This window comes from Clostridium carnis (assembly GCF_054657435.1).
Genome location: NZ_BAAHYS010000001.1, coordinates 181,765 through 200,338, shown reverse-complemented (window position 1 = coordinate 200,338; position 18,574 = coordinate 181,765). Strand labels below are relative to the sequence as shown.

Genomic DNA, 18,574 nt, shown 5'->3' with positions numbered 1-18,574 from the left:
GGGAATATGAAAAAGTTTGAAAAGGTATTTTTTAATCTTTTAACTAAAAATGCAGGGTTCTATATGAAGGATTACTATAGTGAGTTTCATAAAGAAACTAAATGGATTGGAATCCTTGATATGGGTAATGTAGTCGTAGGAGTAATAATTTCAAAGGATTCAGAAGAAGATATAAATTATGAAGAAGGAAACAAATATTTAAGTGAGGCTTTTAATAAGCCTCACTTACTAAATTTAGTTGTATTAGCATCAGAAGATTACATAAATTTTGATGGTGATTATAATATAAAAAATAAAGTCGTATTTTCATTAAAAGAGAGACGTGTAATTTATTGTAGTGAAGCTTCCAAGTCATTAGTACCAATACTTGAATATATAGTTAAAGTAGATACTACACCTAAAAGGGAGTTTGGTAAGTATAAGCTTACATATTCAATTATTATTATAAACGTATTAATATACATTATTTCCGCTATAAAAGCTAGAAATTTATTTGATATAGACGTAAGAACTCTTATACAGATGGGAGCAAAGGTAAATATATTAATTGATAATGGTCAAGTTTGGAGATTAATAACATCTGCATTTTTACATGGAGGATTAATTCATGTATTTTTTAATATGTTATCACTAAAAATAATTGGAACACAGGTTGAGGAAATTTATGGAATTAAGAAATATATTTCTATTTATTTTATATCAATTATTGGATCATCACTATTAAGCTATATACTAGGACCAAATAGTGTATCAGTTGGAGCGTCTGGAGCTATATTTGGATTATTAGGAGCAATGCTTACATTTGCTTTTAAAGAAAGAAAAAATATTGGAAAAGATTATATGATGAATATAATACAAGTTATAGTTATTAATATTATTATAGGTGTAACTATACCTAATATAGATAACTATGCCCATTTAGGTGGACTAATATATGGAAGTATATATTCATTGATTTTATATAAGACTATAAAAGATAAGATATATAATTAACAATTAGTTAAAATTAGCTTGAAAAAGGAATAATATATAATAAGTTTGATATAATATTAAGGTTAATTTAGTAGTTTTAGGAGTGATAAAATGAAAACGAAAAATAGAGAATTATTAGTAACCTTAGGCTTTATGATATTATTAGTTTTTACTACTATTTATGATTTGATTGTAAGAAATGGCGAAAAGATTCCAAGAATAGCATTAATAGCAGTAACTATTATAGGAACATATATCTTTTATAGAAAAAGCTTTTAAAAAAAATCAAAAACGTCTTATTATATTATTTTAGGGTTTATATTTTTATCAATGTATTTAGCTAGTATATGGGACTTTTATTCTATAACTAACTATGATAAGTTTCTACATTTAGGATCAGGAGCAATTATAGCTATTATTGGATATATATATTTTATATTTTTATGTAATGGAAAGGAAATAAAAGATTTAAACCCAAAAACTTCAGTTATATTTGTTATAATATTTTCGGCAGCAGCTGCGGGGATATGGGAAATATGGGAGTTTACAACAGATTCTTTATTTGGATTAACAGCACAAAATGGTTTAGAGGATACTATGTGGGATATAATTTGTGGTACAGTTGTAGGTATATTAACAGCAATTCCTATATATTTACATAGTAAAGGGAAAAAGATAAAGATTATAGAGTATATGTTAAAAGAAATGGAAAAATAACTTTATATACAAAGTTTAAACAATAAAATAACAAAGCGATTATTGATAAAAATACTTTTGGTAAAAATTTAAAAATGATCGCTTTATTTATATTATCAAAATAATAAAAAAATAATATTAAAATTAATATAAGTTAATTAATAAAAGATTAATAATGTGTAAATAAATAATTAAAGGTTTTCAAAATGATGATTTGTTAAAAAACAATTGAAAATATGGGTTATTTTCAAAAAAAATTAATGTTTGAAAAAAATATAGCAAAATTTACTAGGATATTGTATTATATAAATAAATTGGAAGTCAAAGGAGATGGTAGAATGAATGGAAAAGAATATGTAAGCAATGTTCTTGAACAAGTTAAAAAGAGAAATTCAGGAGAAATAGAATTTTTAGATGCTGTAACAGAAGTTTTGAATTCGTTAGCACCTGTGTTTGACAAACACCCAGAATATGTTGAGGCTGGAATATTAGAAAGAATAGTAGAACCGGAAAGACAGATATTCTTTAGAGTTCCTTGGGTTGATGATAAGGGTGTAGTACAGGTAAACAGAGGTTTTAGAGTGCAATTTAATAGTGCAATTGGACCTTATAAAGGTGGGTTAAGATTTCATCCATCAGTAAATCAAAGTATTATTAAGTTTCTAGGTTTCGAGCAAATATTTAAAAATTCTTTAACAGGACTTCCTATAGGCGGAGGAAAAGGAGGATCAGATTTTGATCCAAAGGGAAAATCAAATGGAGAAGTAATGAGATTTTGCCAAAGTTTTATGTCTGAATTATGTAAACATATAGGACTTGACACCGATGTTCCAGCTGGAGATATAGGAGTTGGTGGAAGAGAAATTGGATATATGTATGGATACTATAAAAAAATAAGAAATGCAAATGATCAAGGTGTTTTAACTGGTAAGGGACTAACTTATGGTGGTAGCTTAGCAAGAACAGAAGCTACAGGATACGGATTGGTTTATTTTACAGAAGAAATGTTAAGGGATAATGGATTAAGTTTTTCAGGGAAAACAGTCGTAATATCTGGATCAGGTAACGTTGCTATATATGCAACAGAAAAGGCAACAGAATTAGGAGCCAAAGTAGTTGCTTTAAGTGATTCTAATGGATATATTTATGATGATAATGGAATAAACTTAAGGGTTATTAAAGAGATTAAAGAAGTAAGAAGAGGTAGAATAAAAGAGTATCTTAATGAAGTTCCTACTGCAAAGTATTTTGAAGGGCATAGAGGTATTTGGTCAATTAAATGTGATATAGCTCTTCCTTGTGCAACGCAAGGAGAAATTGATATAGAATCAGCTAAAAAATTAATTGAAAATGGTGTTAAAGTTGTCTCAGAAGGAGCAAATATGCCAACAACATTAGAAGCGATTGATTTACTTCAGGGAGCTGGAATTATGTTTGGTCCAGCTAAAGCAGCTAATGCAGGCGGAGTTGCTTGTTCAGCTCTTGAAATGTCACAAAATAGTATGAGACTATCTTGGACATTTGAAGAAGTTGATTCAAAACTTAAGGATATAATGGTTAATATTTATCAAAATTCAAAAAAAGCAGCAGAAAAGTATGGAGAAGCTGGCAATATTTTAGTTGGAGCAAATGTAGCGGGATTTATGAAAGTTGCTGAAGCTATGTTAGCTCAAGGAATAGTTTAAACCTCAATAATAGTAACCCCTATTTTGAGTTTAATTAAAACACCTAATTCTTAATGAATTAGGTGTTTTTTATAGATATGCTGTATTACTATAAAAAATAAATTTTAAAGATTAAATTAAATTTATAATATTTTAAATTTAATATTATTTAATATTATTTGAGATTATAAGAAAAATATGTAATTAGACTGTAATATTTTTTTAGGATATGGTAATAATATAAGTGTTTATGTAAATGATTAACTTATGATAAATACTTATTAAAGTAATTGGAGAAGATATAAGTAATATTTCTATAAAAATAATATTTTTATAGAAATAAAAAACACTATTTTTAAAAGTGAGAAATTTCAAAAAATAATCTTAATTAATTTTTAAGATTTCTATGCTTGATTTTTAGTCTCTATTAGAATATATTTAAAAAGATGCAAAAGAGAAAATAGAAAAATAGTAATATAAGGAAATTTCCTTTGATTTATAGGAGTGGATATAATGGGAGAAATTATTTTTACTGTAACAGGAATATTTCAGCTTTTCGTCTTTATTGTTACCATGTATTATTTTATATTGGCATTTTTTGGCCTAAAAAGAAAGTCGGAAAAAAAGAATTATAAACCTGAGAAAAAATTTGCTATGATTGTTGCAGCCCATAATGAAGATGTCGTAATAGGTAAACTTATAGAGAGTATGTTAAATCAAGATTACCCAAGAGAATTATTTGATGTATTTGTTATAGCTGATAATTGTACAGATAATACAGCAAAAGTTGCAAGAAAATATGGTGTATATGTTTATGAAAGATTCAACAATACCGAAAAAGGTAAAGGTTATGCATTAGAATGGATGTTTGCAAAAATATTTAAAATGAAAAAGAAATATGATGCAATAGCTATCTTTGATGCGGATAATCTAGTTGAAAAAAACTGGTGTAAAGAAATAAATTCAAAAATGTTAGAAGGATATAAAGTTGTACAAGGATATATAGATAGTAAAAATCCTAACGATTCATGGATATCAGCTTCATATTCAATAGCGTTTTGGTCTCAAAATAGAATGTATCAATTAGCAAGAGCAAATGTTGGACTATCTAACCAAATAGGTGGGACTGGATTTGCTATAGATACTGAAATACTTAAGGAATTTGGATGGGGTGCTACCTGTTTAACAGAGGACTTAGAATTTAGTTGTAAACTAATATTAAACGGAGAAAAAGTTGGTTGGGCACATGATGCTATTATTTATGATGAAAAACCATTAACATTAAAACAATCATGGATCCAAAGAAGAAGATGGATGCAAGGATTTGCAGATGTTGCCTCTAGATATTTCTTTAAACTTATTAAAAAGGGTGTTTTAGAAAGAAAATGGTTTGTTTTAGACTGTGCTTTATATGTTATTCAACCATTTTTCACATTGATGATAGGTATTTCAATTTTACTAACTGCTCTTCAAGTAATGAGTGCAAATGGGCTTAATATATTTGTAATGACATATGTTGTAGGAGATTTTTTATTTAAAGCTATAGCAGTTATGCAATTTTTATTAACGCCATTAATTATGAGATTAGATAAAAAAATATCTTCAGGATTTTTTGCAATGTTATTATTCTATTCACTAAGTATATTTGTTTTACCTATGTTTGCCAATAAAACACATGATTTTTCAGTTATAGTACTTATTAATATTGTGTATAACGTATCATTTTTATTAGCAACAGCATTATTCTTAGGTAAAAATAATTTAATATTATTCTTTAGATTTTTACTATATTCTTTATATACTTTAACATGGATACCAATAACTATAGAAGGAATATTAAGAAAAAATAATAAAGAATGGAATCCAACTAAGCATGTTAGAAGCATAGAAATATGTGATGTATAATAAAGCCGGCGCTAAGCGCTGGCTTTATTTTTGTGCGAACATTTGTTTGACAAATTTTTTTATTACATATATATTTTTATTGATAGGTTAAGTATGATAAAATTATAAAGATTGCATAGAAGGTTTGTACTTGGATAAATTATAGTTTATGTAGATAGATTATAGTATGTATATAACCTATTTTTAGATGTGGATTAAATTTTGGAGGTTTATATGAGTAAGGATTTAATTAAAGGATATGATGTAACTGACTTAACATCCTTAGAAAAGTTAGAACCTGTTAGAGTAAGACCGGGGATGTATATAGGTTCAACAGGAAATAAGGGATTACATCATTGCATATGGGAGATATTAGATAACTCTATAGATGAAATATCAAACGGATATGGTAATAAAGCAAGCATTATTATAAATAAAGATAAAAGTATAACTGTTATTGATAATGGGAGAGGAATTCCAACGGGAATACATCCTATAAAAAATAAATCAGGAGTGGAAATGGTATTTACAGAGCTTCATACTGGAGGAAAATTTGATAATAAAAATTATAAGACCTCTGGTGGTCTTCATGGTGTAGGTGCAGCTGTAGTAAATGCATTATCTAGCTGGTTAGAAGTAGAAGTTCATCAAAATGGAAATATATATAAACAAAGATTTCAATATGCATATGATGAAGAATTAAAAAAAGACATGCCAGGAACGCCAGTTACAAAGCTTGAATTAGTTGGAAAGTCTAAAAATACAGGAACAAGAGTAACTTTTATGCCTGATAAAGATGTATTTTCAACAGTAGATTTTAAATTTGATATAATTGATGAAAGATTACAGGAATTAGCATTCCAAAATAAAGGAATATATCTTGAATTAATAGATAAAAGAAAAGATGAAGAGAATAAAAAAGAATACTATTCTGAAAGAGGATTATTAGATTTTATAGAATATTTAAATGAATCTAAAACAGCTCTTCATCAAATGCCTATATACTTTGAAGGGGAAAGAAGTTTAGATAATATTCAAATGTTTGGTGAAGTTTGTATTCAATTTACAGATTCTACAACAGAAAATATAGCAAGTTATGTTAATAATATACCAACAACAGAAGCAGGTACACATGAAACAGGTTTTAAAACTGGTATGACAAGAGCCTTTAAAGAAGGGGCTAAAAAACTAGGCTTAGTAAAAGAAAAAGATAAGGATTTTGAAGGTGATGATCTTAGAGAGGGAATGACAGCTATAGTAAGAATAAAAATTACTAATCCTATCTTTGAAGGACAGACAAAAACAAAGCTTGGAAGCACAGAAGCTTATACAATGATGAATGATTTATCATATACAAAGTTTAGTGAATGGATAGAAGATAATAAAGAAGTAGCAGCAATGATTATAAACAATGCTCTTCAAGCTGCTCAAAGAAGAGAGAAAATAAAAAAAATAAATGATGCAGAAAAGAAAAAAGTTGGGAAAGGTACAGCTCCTCTTGCTGGAAAAGTAGCAGTATGTACTTTAAAAGATAGTACTGTTAATGAATTTATAGTTGTTGAGGGAGATTCAGCAGGTGGATCAGCTAAACAAGCTAGAGATAGACGTTTTCAAACAATAATGCCATCTAAGGGTAAGATAATGAATACAGAAAAGCAAAAGCTTGAAAATGTATTAGCATCTGAGGAACTTAAAATATTTAATACAGCAATAGGAACAGGAACTTTAGATAACTATAAGGAAGAAGATTTGAAGTATGATAAAATAATTATTATGAGTGATGCTGATGTTGATGGATATCATATTAGAACTCTTTGGATGACATATATATATAGATATATGAAACCTTTAATAGCTAATGGACATCTTTACTTAGCACAACCACCTCTATATAAGGTTTATAAAAGTGGAAAAGGAAAAGATGTAGCCAAATATGCTTATAGTGATGATGAATTGGAAAGTGTTAAAAAAGAAATTGGAAAGGGTGCGTTAATACAAAGATATAAAGGTCTTGGAGAAATGAATCCAGATCAACTTTGGGAAACAACTTTAAATCCAGAAACAAGAACTTTAATGCAAGTTACTATAGAAGATGCAGCAAAAGCTGAAAAAATGGTATCACTATTAATGGGAGATATAGTTGAACCAAGAAAAAATTATATGTATAAGTATGGTGAATTTTAATATAGATAGAATGGAGAAATAGTATGGCAAAGAAAGTAAATGATATACCTAAGGATAATAATATTATTAGAGTTCCTTTAGAAGAAGCTATGCCAGATAATTATTTACCTTATGCAATAGAAGTTGCAAAGGATAGAGCACTTCCAGATGTAAGGGATGGTTTAAAACCTGTTCATAGGAGAATATTATATGGAGCATATCTTTTAAAGGCATATCCAGATAGACCATATTATAAATCAGCTAGAATAGTTGGGGATATTTTAGGTAAATTCCATCCTCATGGGGATAGTTCGGTTTATGATGCAATGGTAATTATGGCTCAAAACTTTTCAACAAGAGAGCCTCTTATAGATGGACATGGAAACTGGGGATCAATGGATGGTGATGGAGCAGCCGCAATGAGATACACAGAAGCAAGACTTGCGCCAATAGCGATGGAAATGCTTAGAGATATAGACAAAGAAACTGTAGATATGGTACCTAACTACTCAGATAGTGAGATGGAGCCTAAAGTATTACCAAGCAGATATCCAAATCTTTTAGTTAATGGAACTTTTGGTATTGCAGTTGGTCTTGCAACTAATATCCCTCCACATAATTTAGGAGAAGTAACTGATGGGGTTTTAGCATACATAGACAATCCAGAAATAACAACAAAAGAGCTTATGAAATATATAAAAGGCCCAGATCTTCCTACAGGAGGAATACTTATTGGACAAAACTCATTACTTTCTGCATATGAGACAGGCGAGGGAAAAGTATCGTTAAGAGCAAAGACAAGTATAGAAAAACTTGAAAATGGAAGATTAGGAATTGTAATAACTGAATTCCCTTATAGGAGAAATAAGGCAAAGCTCCTTCAAAATATATCAGAAATGACAGGGGATAAAAGACATGCAAAGGCATTAGAGGCTATAACAGATATAAGAGATGAATCAGATAGAAGTGGAGTAAGATCTGTTATAGAACTAAGAAAATCAGTTGATGAAGAAAGTGCTGATAAAATTTTAAAGTATTTATTTAAGAAAACTGATTTACAATGCAATATAAGCTTTAATATGGTTGCTTTAGCAGATGGTAAGCCACAAACTATGGGGCTTAAAACAATTATAATGCATTATGTTAACCATCAAAAGGAAATAGTTACAAGAAGAACAATTAAAGAACTTGCAATTGCTGAAAAGAGATTCCATATTGTAGAAGGATTTATTAAGGCTATAGACGTATTAGATGATGTTATAAAGACAATAAGAGAATCTAAATCTAAAAAAGATGCTGGAATAAATTTAATAAATAAATTTGGATTTACAGAAATTCAAGCAGAAGCTATTTTAGAGTTAATGCTTTATAGACTGACAGGATTAGAAATTAAAGTATTCCAAAAAGAGTACAATGAATTAGAAAAAACTATAAAGAGGCTAAAAAAGATTTTAGAAAGCGAAAAGGAACTTTTAAGAGTTGTAAGAGTGGAACTTAAAGAAGTTACTGAAAAATATGAAAATCCAAGAAAAACTCAAATAATACATGATGATAGTGAAGCAAAAATAGATGTAGAAGAGTTAATTATAGTTGAAGATGTTATGATAACTTTATCTAAAGATGGATTTATAAAAAGAATACCAGTGAAGAGTTTTAATAGATTAAATGCAAAAGCTGAAGATATTGATTATAGAGAAGGCGATGAACTAAAATTCTTATTTAAATCTAATACAACAGAAAATCTATGGATTTTCACAAATAAAGGGAATATGTATCAGATTAAAGGGATAAATATACCAGAGTGTAAATGGAAAGAAAAAGGTGAAAAAGTTGATAGTTTAATTAAAGCTTTAAATCTTGATGAAGAAATAATAGTTGATGTAATATCTATATCAAACCTAATGCCAAATAGATATATTCAATTTATAACTTCTAAAGGTGGAATTAAGAAAAGTTCACTAGATAAATTCCAAACTGCATATACAAAGCTTCAAGCTTTAAAGATGAAAGAATATGAAGAAGTTAAAAAAATTATTATACTTGAAAATGAGGAAAAGAAGAATTTTGCAAGTTTTAAGACTAAAATGGGAATAGAATTTAAATTAGAAATTCCAGAAATTGAAGATCAACCAAGAAATATATTACCTACTTCTTTATTTACTCTTCCAGATAATGATGAAGTAGTTGAAGTAGAATATTGTGACTCAATGAATTTTGTTGAATTTACAGTAGGTGTAACTAATAAGAAGAACTTTAAAGCTTTTGCCAAAGCTAGAAAAAGTGAAAAGCTTAAGGTAAATACAACCTCAAGTGGAATTTTATTACTGTTTAGTAGTAAAGGAAAAATATTTAATATCCCAGCATTTTTACTTCAAAATGTTAATAACGGGGAAATTCCTTTAGCAAATATAGTAGATAACTTGGAAAAAGATGAAGAAATTATTCAAGTATTTTCTATAAAGTCCTTTGATGAGAATAAAGTTGTTTATTTCTTTACTAAAAAAGGAATGATCAAAAAAACATTCTTAAAAGAGTTTGAAGGAAGTTACTCCTCACAAATAGCATATAAATTTAAATATGAAAATGATTATGTAGTAGCTGCTGAAATATTAGATTCAACAGATTCAGAAATAGTAATTGCAACTAAAAAAGGAATGGGTATTAGATTTTCATCTGAAAACGTAAATCCAATGGGTAAAATAGCTTCAGGAGTTACAGGAATAAGCTTAAAGGAAAATGATGAAGTTCTATATGGAAAGGTATTTGAAATTAGAAAAAATAACGCAAATGGAGAAATATCACTAGATATAGAACAGAAAATTTCAATAACAACAAAGAATAAAATTAAAAAAGATGTAGATATAGAAGAAATAAAATTACAAAATAGAGCTGGTAGAGGAAGTACTATAATTGTAATTGCCTTAGAGGATGAGATAAAAGAGATTCAATAACATTTTAATATTGGAGGTAACTGGATATGAAGAGAGTAGCGGTTTTATTAGCAGATGGATTTGAAACTTTAGAGGCCTTAACAGTAGTTGATATTTTAAGAAGAGCTAAGGTTAATTGTGATACAATATCACTTAATTCATTAGAAGTAACTACATCTCATAAAATTAATATAATAGCGGATAAGGTTTTAGATGAAAAAGAAATTTTAGAGTATGACTTTATAGTTCTTCCAGGTGGAATGCCGGGGTCTAAAAATTTAAGAGATGATGATAGAGTTATAAAAGTTATAAAAGAATTCAATAACAATAAAAAATATATTTGTGCAATTTGTGCAGCACCAATAGCTTTAGGAAAAGCTGGGATAACTAAAGGCAAAAATATTACATGCTATCCTGGCTTTGAAAAGGAGCTTGGAGAATGTAACTATAAAGAAGAATTAGTAGTTGTTGATGGAAATATAATTACAGGAAGAGGACCAGCAGCAGCAATTCCATTTGCTTTTAAGATACTAGAAAAAATAGATTCAAATAAGGTTGATGAAATTTCTAAAGGAATGTTATTTAAATAATTTCAAAGTACTATGGGGGAATAATGAAAGAAAAGTGGATGTTAATTAATAAAAAGGAGAGCTTCTTAAAGCTCTCCAATTCTATAAATGAAAATCCTCTTGTTTTAAGATTACTTGCAAATAGAGGGATTGATAATAAAGAGGTTGCAAATAAGTTTTTATACGGAACAGTTGAAGATCTTTATGATGGTTTTTTACTAAAAGACATGGAAAAAGGTATAAAAATAATAAAAGATGCTATAGATAATAAGAAAAAAATAATAATATATGGAGATTATGACTGTGATGGAGTTATAAGCACAGTTATTTTATATAAGGCGTTACAAACTGTAAATGCTAATTTTAACTATCATATTCCAAATAGAGAAGAAGAAGGCTATGGAATGCATAGTGGAAGAGTTAAAAAAATTTATGAAGAAGGATATAGCGTTATTATTACTTGTGATAATGGGATTTCTGCATTTGAACAGGTTAATTTAGCTAAAGACCTTGGTATGAAAGTTGTTTTAACAGACCATCATGATATACCACTTAGAAAAAATGAAAGCGGAGATATAAAAGAAGAAATTCCAAAAGCAGATGCAGTAATTAATCCAAAAAGAAAAGACTGTAACTACCCATTTAAAAAACTATGTGGAGCTGGAGTTGCGCTAAAATTTTCACAATGTTTATTTAAAAGCTTTAATATTCCTTATAAAAAATATGAAGAACTTATAGAATTTGCGGCTATAGCTACAGTGTGTGATGTAGTTGATTTATTAGATGAAAATAGAATTATAGTGAAAAAAGGTCTAGAGTTATTAAATTCAAGTGAAAATATAGGTATTAATGAATTAAGAAAAGTAACGAATTTAAAAGATAAAAATTTAGAAGAATATCATTTAGGTTTTGTTATAGGACCTTGTATAAATGCTACAGGGAGATTAGAGACAGCAGATTTATCAGTTGAACTTCTAATTACTAAAGATAAAGAGAGAGCAAAATATTTAGCAGATCAATTATATACATTAAATTCTAAAAGACAGGAGTTAACACAAGAAAGTTCAGATAGAATTATAGAAAGAGTTGAAAATGAAAAGCAATCAAGTGATAAAGTAATAGTTGTTTATGATAAAGATGTACATGAAAGTATAGCAGGAATTGTTGCAGGGAGAGTGAAGGAACGATTTAATTTACCTTGCATAATAATAACAAGAGGGAAGGATATGCCAAAGGCATCAGCTAGGTCTATAGAAGGATATAATATTTTTGAGGAACTATCAAAATGTAGTGAACTTTTAGAGAAATTTGGTGGACATCCAATGGCGGCAGGATTATCATTAAAAGAGGAAAATATAAATCCTTTAAGAGAAAAACTAAATAAATTATGTACTTTGACAGAAGAGGATATAACACCTTTAATTAAAATTGACTCTCCATTACCATTACAATATTTAAATGAAACTTTAATAGATATGATTGATGGGCTAAAACCTTTTGGGAAAGGAAATACAAGTCCTGTTTTTGCAGTTAAAAATGTTAAGTTAAATCGTATATGGTTAATTGGAAAAGAGAAAAACTTCTTAAAATTAAGATGTGAAATTGAAGGTACAAATTTAAATATTGACGGAATAAGCTTTGATAAATTTATTGAATTTAAAGAAGAGTTTATATATAGATATGGAGAATACGAATTTATTAAAGCTTGTGAGAGTTCATATATTAATGCAAAGGCTGATTTAATATATTATCCAAATATTAATGAATTTAATGGGAAGAGAAGCATTCAACTAATGATTAAAAGTATAAGACTTAGTTAATAATAAAGGGTATCTTATAAAAGATACCCTATACTTTAGTATTATGTATATAATCTTTAACATAATACAATATAGATTTAGTAGTTGAAAAGATATTACTTTATACCACTTTCATACTTTTCAACCATTCTTTTAACCATTTCTCCACCAACGCTTCCACATTGTTTTGAAGAAAGGTTACCATTGTAGTCAGTAAATGGAACTCCCATTTCGCTAGCTACTTCATTTTTGAACTTAGCTAATCCGTTTTTAGCTTCTGGTACTAATGTCTTTGCCATATTGTCCACCTCCTTTTCCTTTAATGACTATAGCTTGTGTAATTTTTTTATTATTATAAGATGTAAGTAAAGGAATAGATGGTAAAATAGAGTAGCAATAAAATGATTAATCAATAATTTAAGAGGTGTTTTTATGAAAAAATATAAAATTATAATGACTGGAGGAGGTACAGCAGGACATGTAACTCCAAACCTAGCTTTAGTTCCTGAATTAAAAGAAAAGGGATTTGAAATAAAGTATATTGGAAGTAAAGATGGTATAGAAAAAGAAATAATAAAGGATGCTAATATTCCTTATTTTGAAATATCATCAGGAAAGCTTAGAAGATATTTTGATGTTAAAAATTTCACAGATCCATTTAAAGTAATGAAAGGCGTAATGGAAGCTAGTAAAATTTTAAAGACAGAAAAGCCAGATGTTATTTTTTCAAAGGGAGGGTTTGTAGCTGTTCCTGTAGTAATAGCAGCCTCTATGAAGAAAATTCCTGTTGTATCTCATGAGTCGGACTTAACGCCAGGACTTGCTAATAAATTATCAGCTCCATTTTGTAATAAATTATGTGTAACATTTAGAGAAAGCTTAAATTATGTAAAGGATGGAAAGGGAGTTCTCACGGGGACACCAATTAGAAGAGAGATATTTGAAGGTAGCAAATTTAAAGGTAAAGAAATATGTGGATTTAAAGATGATAAAGAAATACTTTTAGTAATTGGAGGCAGTTTAGGAGCTAAAAGTATAAATGATGAAGTAAGAAAAAATATAAAAGAATTATTAAAAGATTTTAATATTATTCATATTTGTGGGAAAAATAATTTAGACAATAATTTAAAGTTCACAAATGGATATAAACAATATGAATATGTAAAAGATGAATTACCACATTTACTTAATGCCGCAGATTTTATTATATCTAGAGCAGGAGCAAACGTAATATTTGAACTATTAGCTTTAAAAAAACCAACTTTACTTATACCACTTTCTAAAAAAATAAGTAGGGGTGACCAGATACTTAATGCAAATTCTTTTGAAAAAGAAGGATATTCCTTAGTTTTAGATGAAGATAAAATGATGGAAGAGAGTCATTTATTAATTCAAAAAGTTAAAGAACTTAAATTAAAAAGAAATGAGCTAATAAAAAATATGCAAAATAGTAAGGCTAAAAATGGAGTACAGGCGATATCGGAAGTAATACTAAAGAGCATTGAGTTAAATTAAAAAAATAAGGATTTTTAAAGATGAGATAGATATATAAACTGAATATGGACAGTATAAAACTTGCAAAAATAAAATAGTGGTATATAATTAAAAGGTAAGTAAAAATTAGGTAATAAATATCCAAAAAAGTGACTTATATACTAGTCAAAGGATGAGGTGCTATATTTTATGAAGAAAATTTCAATTATTTATTGGAGTAATGGAGGCAATGTTGAAGTACTTGCAAATGCTATTGCAAAAGGTGCTGAAAATAATGGAGCTGAAGTTACTATAAAGCATGTTTATGATGCTTTAATTGAGGATGTTACAAATGCAGACGCAGTAGCATTTGGAAGTCCATCTATGGACAACAATAGGATAGAGCAACGTGAAATGGAGCCATTTATAAATGAGTTTAAACTATTACCAAATAACCAAAAGAAATTAGTTTTATTTGGTTCATATGGTTGGGATGACGGTAAATTTATGGTGGATTGGGTTCACAGAATGAAGGACTACGATTTCAATGTAGTAGGCAGCATTGCAGTTAAAGAATCACCTAGTGAAGCAGAACTTAGTGAAGCTATCAAATTAGGAGAGGAATTAACAAAATAGATTTAGGGGATAAAATACATTAATAAATTACTTGCTTAGGGGGTAAGTATGTATATAAAGATTAAGCAATTTAATTTTTATATACAAAATATATTTTTGTATATTGTATTTCAAGTTTTTTATTAAACAATAATTATGTTTATTGATGATTAATTTAATTTAAGGAAGAGAGGTCAAATACGATGAGAAAAATGAAAACTATGGATGGTAATACGGCTGCGGCACATATATCATATGCTTTCACAGACGTAGCTGCTATTTTCCCAATTACACCTTCATCACCAATGGCTGAACATGTTGATGAATGGGTAGCTCAAGGAAGAAAGAATATTTTTGGTCAACCTGTTAAGGTAATGGAAATGCAATCAGAAGCTGGAGCAGCTGGTGCTGTTCACGGATCATTACAAGCTGGAGCATTAACAACAACTTATACAGCTTCACAAGGATTATTATTAATGATTCCAAACATGTATAAAATATCTGGTGAATTATTACCAACAGTATTCCATGTATCAGCTAGAGCTTTAGCTACATCATCATTAAGTATATTTGGAGATCACCAAGATGTTATGGCAGCAAGACAAACTGGTTTTGCAATGCTTGCAGAAGGTTCAGTACAAGAAGTTATGGACTTATCAGCAGTAGCTCATTTAACTGCTATAAAGACAAGAGTTCCATTTATGAACTTCTTTGATGGATTTAGAACATCTCATGAAATTCAAAAAATAGAAGTTATAGAATATGATGAATTAGCAGGATTAGTTGATTATGAAGCTTTAGATGCTTTTAAGAAGAGAGCATTAAATCCAAATCATCCTGTAACTAGAGGAACAGCTCAAAATCCAGACATCTACTTCCAAACAAGAGAATCAGTAAATAGATTCTATGACGAAGTACCAGAAGTTGTTGAAAGCTATATGGCTGAAATAACTAAAATAACAGGAAGAGAATATCATTGTTTTGATTATTATGGAGCTCCTGATGCTGATAGAGTTATAGTGGCAATGGGATCATCAATAGATGTTGCTGAAGAAACAATAGATTATTTAAATGCAAATGGAGAAAAAGTAGGTCTTGTTAAAGTAAGACTTTACAGACCATTCTCAACAGAAAGATTATTAAAAGTAATACCAACTACAGTAAAAGCAATAGCTGTATTAGATAGAACTAAGGAACCAGGTGCTACTGGAGAACCTTTATACTTAGATGTTAAGAATGCATTCTATGGAAGAGAAAATGCCCCAGTTATAGTTGGTGGTAGATATGGATTAGGATCAAAAGATCCAAACCCATCACATATAGCAGCAGTTTATGCAAACTTAACTAAATCAGAACCAAAGAATGGATTTACAATAGGAATTGTAGATGATGTTACTAATACTTCATTAGAAGTTACTGAAGACATCAATGCAACACCAGAAGGAACAAAGGCTTGTAAGTTCTGGGGACTTGGATCAGATGGAACAGTTGGAGCAAATAAGAGTGCTATCAAGATTATCGGAGACCATACTGATATGTATGCTCAAGGATACTTTGCATATGACTCAAAGAAATCAGGTGGAATCACTGTATCTCACTTAAGATTTGGTAAGCAACCAATTAAGTCACCATATTTAATAGATAAGGCTGATTTTGTAGCTTGTCACAACCAAGCTTATGTTTACAAATATAATGTTTTAGATGGATTAAAGAAGAATGCTAAATTCTTATTAAACACAATCTGGACTCCAGAAGAAGTTGAAGAAAAATTACCAGCATTCATGAAGAAATATATAGCTGAAAACAACATTGAATTCTACACTTTAAATGCTGTTAAGATAGCTCAAGAAATAGGTCTTGGTGGAAGAATCAATATGATAATGCAAGCTGCTTTCTTTAAAATAGCTAACATTATCCCAGTTGAAGATGCTGTTAAGTATTTAAAAGACGCTGTTGTTAAGTCATACGGGAAAAAAGGTGAAAAAGTTGTTAATATGAACAACGCTGCTATAGATAAGGGTGTTGAATCAATTGTTAGAATTGAAGTTCCTGCATCATGGAAAGATATCGTAGTTGAAGAAAACAAGGAAAATGATGATATTCCAGAATTCGTTAAGAATATAGTAGAACCTATTAATAAACAAGAAGGATTTGATTTACCAGTTTCAACATTTGTTGGAATGGAAGATGGTACTTTCATGGCAGGTACTGCTGCATATGAAAAGAGAGGCGTAGCTATCAATGTACCAGAATGGGTTCAAGATAAATGTATCCAATGTAACCAATGTTCTTATGTATGCCCACATGCTGCAATAAGACCATTCTTACTAAATGAAAATGAAAAAGACAATGCTCCAGAAGCTATGAAAATAGTTGCTGCTAAGGCGTTAAAGACAGAAGAACCAACATTCTACACAATCGGAGTTACTCCATTAGATTGTACAGGATGTGGAAACTGTGCTCAAGTTTGTCCAGCACCAGGTAAGGCTTTAATTATGAAGCCACAAGACACACAAGAAGCACAAGTTGAAGCTTGGGATTATGCTGTTAAAGAGGTTTCAGCTAAGAAGAACCCAATGAACAAGAATACTGTAAAGGGTAGCCAATTTGAACAACCATTACTTGAGTTCTCAGGAGCTTGTGCAGGTTGTGGAGAAACTCCATATGCTAAGTTAGTAACTCAATTATTCGGAGATAGAATGATGATTGCTAATGCTACTGGATGTTCATCAATTTGGGGTGGATCTGTTCCAGCTACACCATACACAGTTAATCACAATGGACACGGTCCAGCATGGGCAAACTCATTATTCGAAGATAATGCTGAATTCGGATTAGGTATGCATTTAGGAGTTGAAGCTATAAGAGAAAGAATAGCTGATAATGCAAAGAAACTTTTAGAAGAAAATATTTCTGAAGAAGTTAAAGCAGTACTTTCAGACTGGTTAGAAAATATGACAAGTGGAGAAGGTACTAGAAATAGAGCTGATAATGTAATAGCTGCATTAGAAACTGTAGATTCTGATATAGCTAGAGAAATCTTAAAGGATAAGGAATTCCTAGTTAAGAGATCACAATGGATCTTCGGAGGAGATGGATGGGCTTATGATATCGGATACGGTGGATTAGATCATGTTCTTGCTTCAGGAGAAGACGTAAATGTTCTTGTATTCGATACAGAAATTTACTCTAATACAGGTGGTCAATCATCAAAATCAACTCCTACAGCAGCTATAGCTAAGTTTGCTGCTTCAGGTAAGAGAACTAAGAAGAAAGATCTTGGTATGATGGCAATGACTTATGGTTATGTATATGTAGCTCAAGTTTCAATGGGTGCAGATAAGAACCAAACTCTTAAGGCTATAGCAGAAGCTGAAGCTTATAAGGGACCATCATTAATAATCGCTTATGCACCATGTATCAGCCATGGAATTAAGAGTGGTATGGCAAACAGTCAAGATGAAGCTAAGAAAGCTGTTGATTGTGGATACTGGGGATTATACAGATACAATCCTACTTTAATAGGAACTAAGAATCCATTCTCATTAGATTCAAAAGAACCAAAGGGTGACTTCAGAGAATTCTTAATGGGAGAAGTAAGATATGCATCATTAGCTAAGGCATTCCCAGAAGCTGCAGAAGCATTATTTGAAAAAACTGAAAAAGATGCTATGGAAAGATTAGCAGGATATAAAAAGTTATCAGAACAAGAATAATTTAAATAAATAAGGGGCTATTTAGCCTCTTATTTATTTTTTTATAAAGAAATTTAATTATTTTACTTTTAATTTATTATGATTAGGGGTAGA

Annotated in this window: 12 protein-coding genes and 1 pseudogene; 12 read left to right on the top strand and 1 reads right to left on the bottom strand. The window is 29.5% G+C overall.

Translation table 11 applies throughout. The features are described 5' to 3' along the window. Positions 1-6: 6 nt before the first annotated feature. From ACYQ1T_RS01050 to recJ, 9 genes and pseudogenes are all read left to right on the top strand, one after another. Entirely contained in the window at positions 7-993 is a 987-nt protein-coding gene (locus tag ACYQ1T_RS01050) for a rhomboid family intramembrane serine protease (protein ID WP_459830896.1), read from the top strand. A gap of 90 nt (positions 994-1,083) precedes the next feature. Next, positions 1,084-1,251: a hypothetical protein gene (locus ACYQ1T_RS01045; protein ID WP_459830894.1), complete on the top strand. Its 168-nt coding sequence runs from the start codon at positions 1,084-1,086 to the stop codon at positions 1,249-1,251. A gap of 18 nt (positions 1,252-1,269) precedes the next feature. After that, positions 1,270-1,689 (top strand): annotated as a pseudogene (locus ACYQ1T_RS01040) (DUF2238 domain-containing protein); the annotation flags it as partial. A 317-nt stretch (positions 1,690-2,006) separates the two neighbouring features. Then, on the top strand, positions 2,007-3,353 hold the full coding sequence (gene gdhA, locus ACYQ1T_RS01035; RefSeq protein ID WP_459830891.1) for an NADP-specific glutamate dehydrogenase: 1,347 nt from the start codon (positions 2,007-2,009) through the stop codon (positions 3,351-3,353). Positions 3,354-3,845: 492 nt separating this feature from the next. After that, a complete protein-coding gene (locus ACYQ1T_RS01030) occupies positions 3,846-5,237 on the top strand; it encodes a glycosyltransferase family 2 protein (protein ID WP_459830889.1) in 1,392 nt (463 codons plus the stop codon). Positions 5,238-5,450: 213 nt separating this feature from the next. After that, positions 5,451-7,400 (top strand): DNA gyrase/topoisomerase IV subunit B, encoded by a 1,950-nt coding sequence (locus ACYQ1T_RS01025; RefSeq protein ID WP_459830887.1) that lies wholly within the window; start codon positions 5,451-5,453, stop codon positions 7,398-7,400. A 23-nt stretch (positions 7,401-7,423) separates the two neighbouring features. Beyond that, complete coding sequence (locus ACYQ1T_RS01020; RefSeq protein ID WP_459830885.1) at positions 7,424-10,330, top strand: DNA topoisomerase IV subunit A; 2,907 nt, start codon at positions 7,424-7,426, stop codon at positions 10,328-10,330. A 26-nt stretch (positions 10,331-10,356) separates the two neighbouring features. After that, positions 10,357-10,899 carry a DJ-1 family glyoxalase III gene (locus ACYQ1T_RS01015; RefSeq protein WP_459830883.1) on the top strand — a complete coding sequence of 181 codons (543 nt, stop codon included), beginning with the start codon at positions 10,357-10,359 and terminating at the stop codon, positions 10,897-10,899. Between the two features lie 23 nt (positions 10,900-10,922). Next, positions 10,923-12,698, top strand: coding sequence for a single-stranded-DNA-specific exonuclease RecJ (gene recJ, locus ACYQ1T_RS01010; RefSeq protein ID WP_459830882.1), 1,776 nt, complete (start codon positions 10,923-10,925; stop codon positions 12,696-12,698). 95 nt (positions 12,699-12,793) lie between these two features. Here recJ and ACYQ1T_RS01005 read toward each other — a convergent pair whose 3' ends face one another. Beyond that, a complete protein-coding gene (locus ACYQ1T_RS01005) occupies positions 12,794-12,976 on the bottom strand; it encodes an alpha/beta-type small acid-soluble spore protein (RefSeq protein ID WP_459830881.1) in 183 nt (60 codons plus the stop codon). 133 nt (positions 12,977-13,109) lie between these two features. On the opposite strand from ACYQ1T_RS01005, the gene ACYQ1T_RS01000 reads away from it, so the two are divergent. From ACYQ1T_RS01000 to nifJ, 3 genes are all read left to right on the top strand, one after another. After that, positions 13,110-14,192 carry an undecaprenyldiphospho-muramoylpentapeptide beta-N-acetylglucosaminyltransferase gene (locus ACYQ1T_RS01000; RefSeq protein ID WP_459830879.1) on the top strand — a complete coding sequence of 361 codons (1,083 nt, stop codon included), beginning with the start codon at positions 13,110-13,112 and terminating at the stop codon, positions 14,190-14,192. Positions 14,193-14,360: 168 nt separating this feature from the next. After that, positions 14,361-14,786 (top strand): flavodoxin, encoded by a 426-nt coding sequence (locus ACYQ1T_RS00995; protein ID WP_459830877.1) that lies wholly within the window; start codon positions 14,361-14,363, stop codon positions 14,784-14,786. A 182-nt stretch (positions 14,787-14,968) separates the two neighbouring features. After that, positions 14,969-18,481 carry a pyruvate:ferredoxin (flavodoxin) oxidoreductase gene (gene nifJ, locus ACYQ1T_RS00990; protein ID WP_459830875.1) on the top strand — a complete coding sequence of 1,171 codons (3,513 nt, stop codon included), beginning with the start codon at positions 14,969-14,971 and terminating at the stop codon, positions 18,479-18,481. Positions 18,482-18,574: the final 93 nt, after the last annotated feature.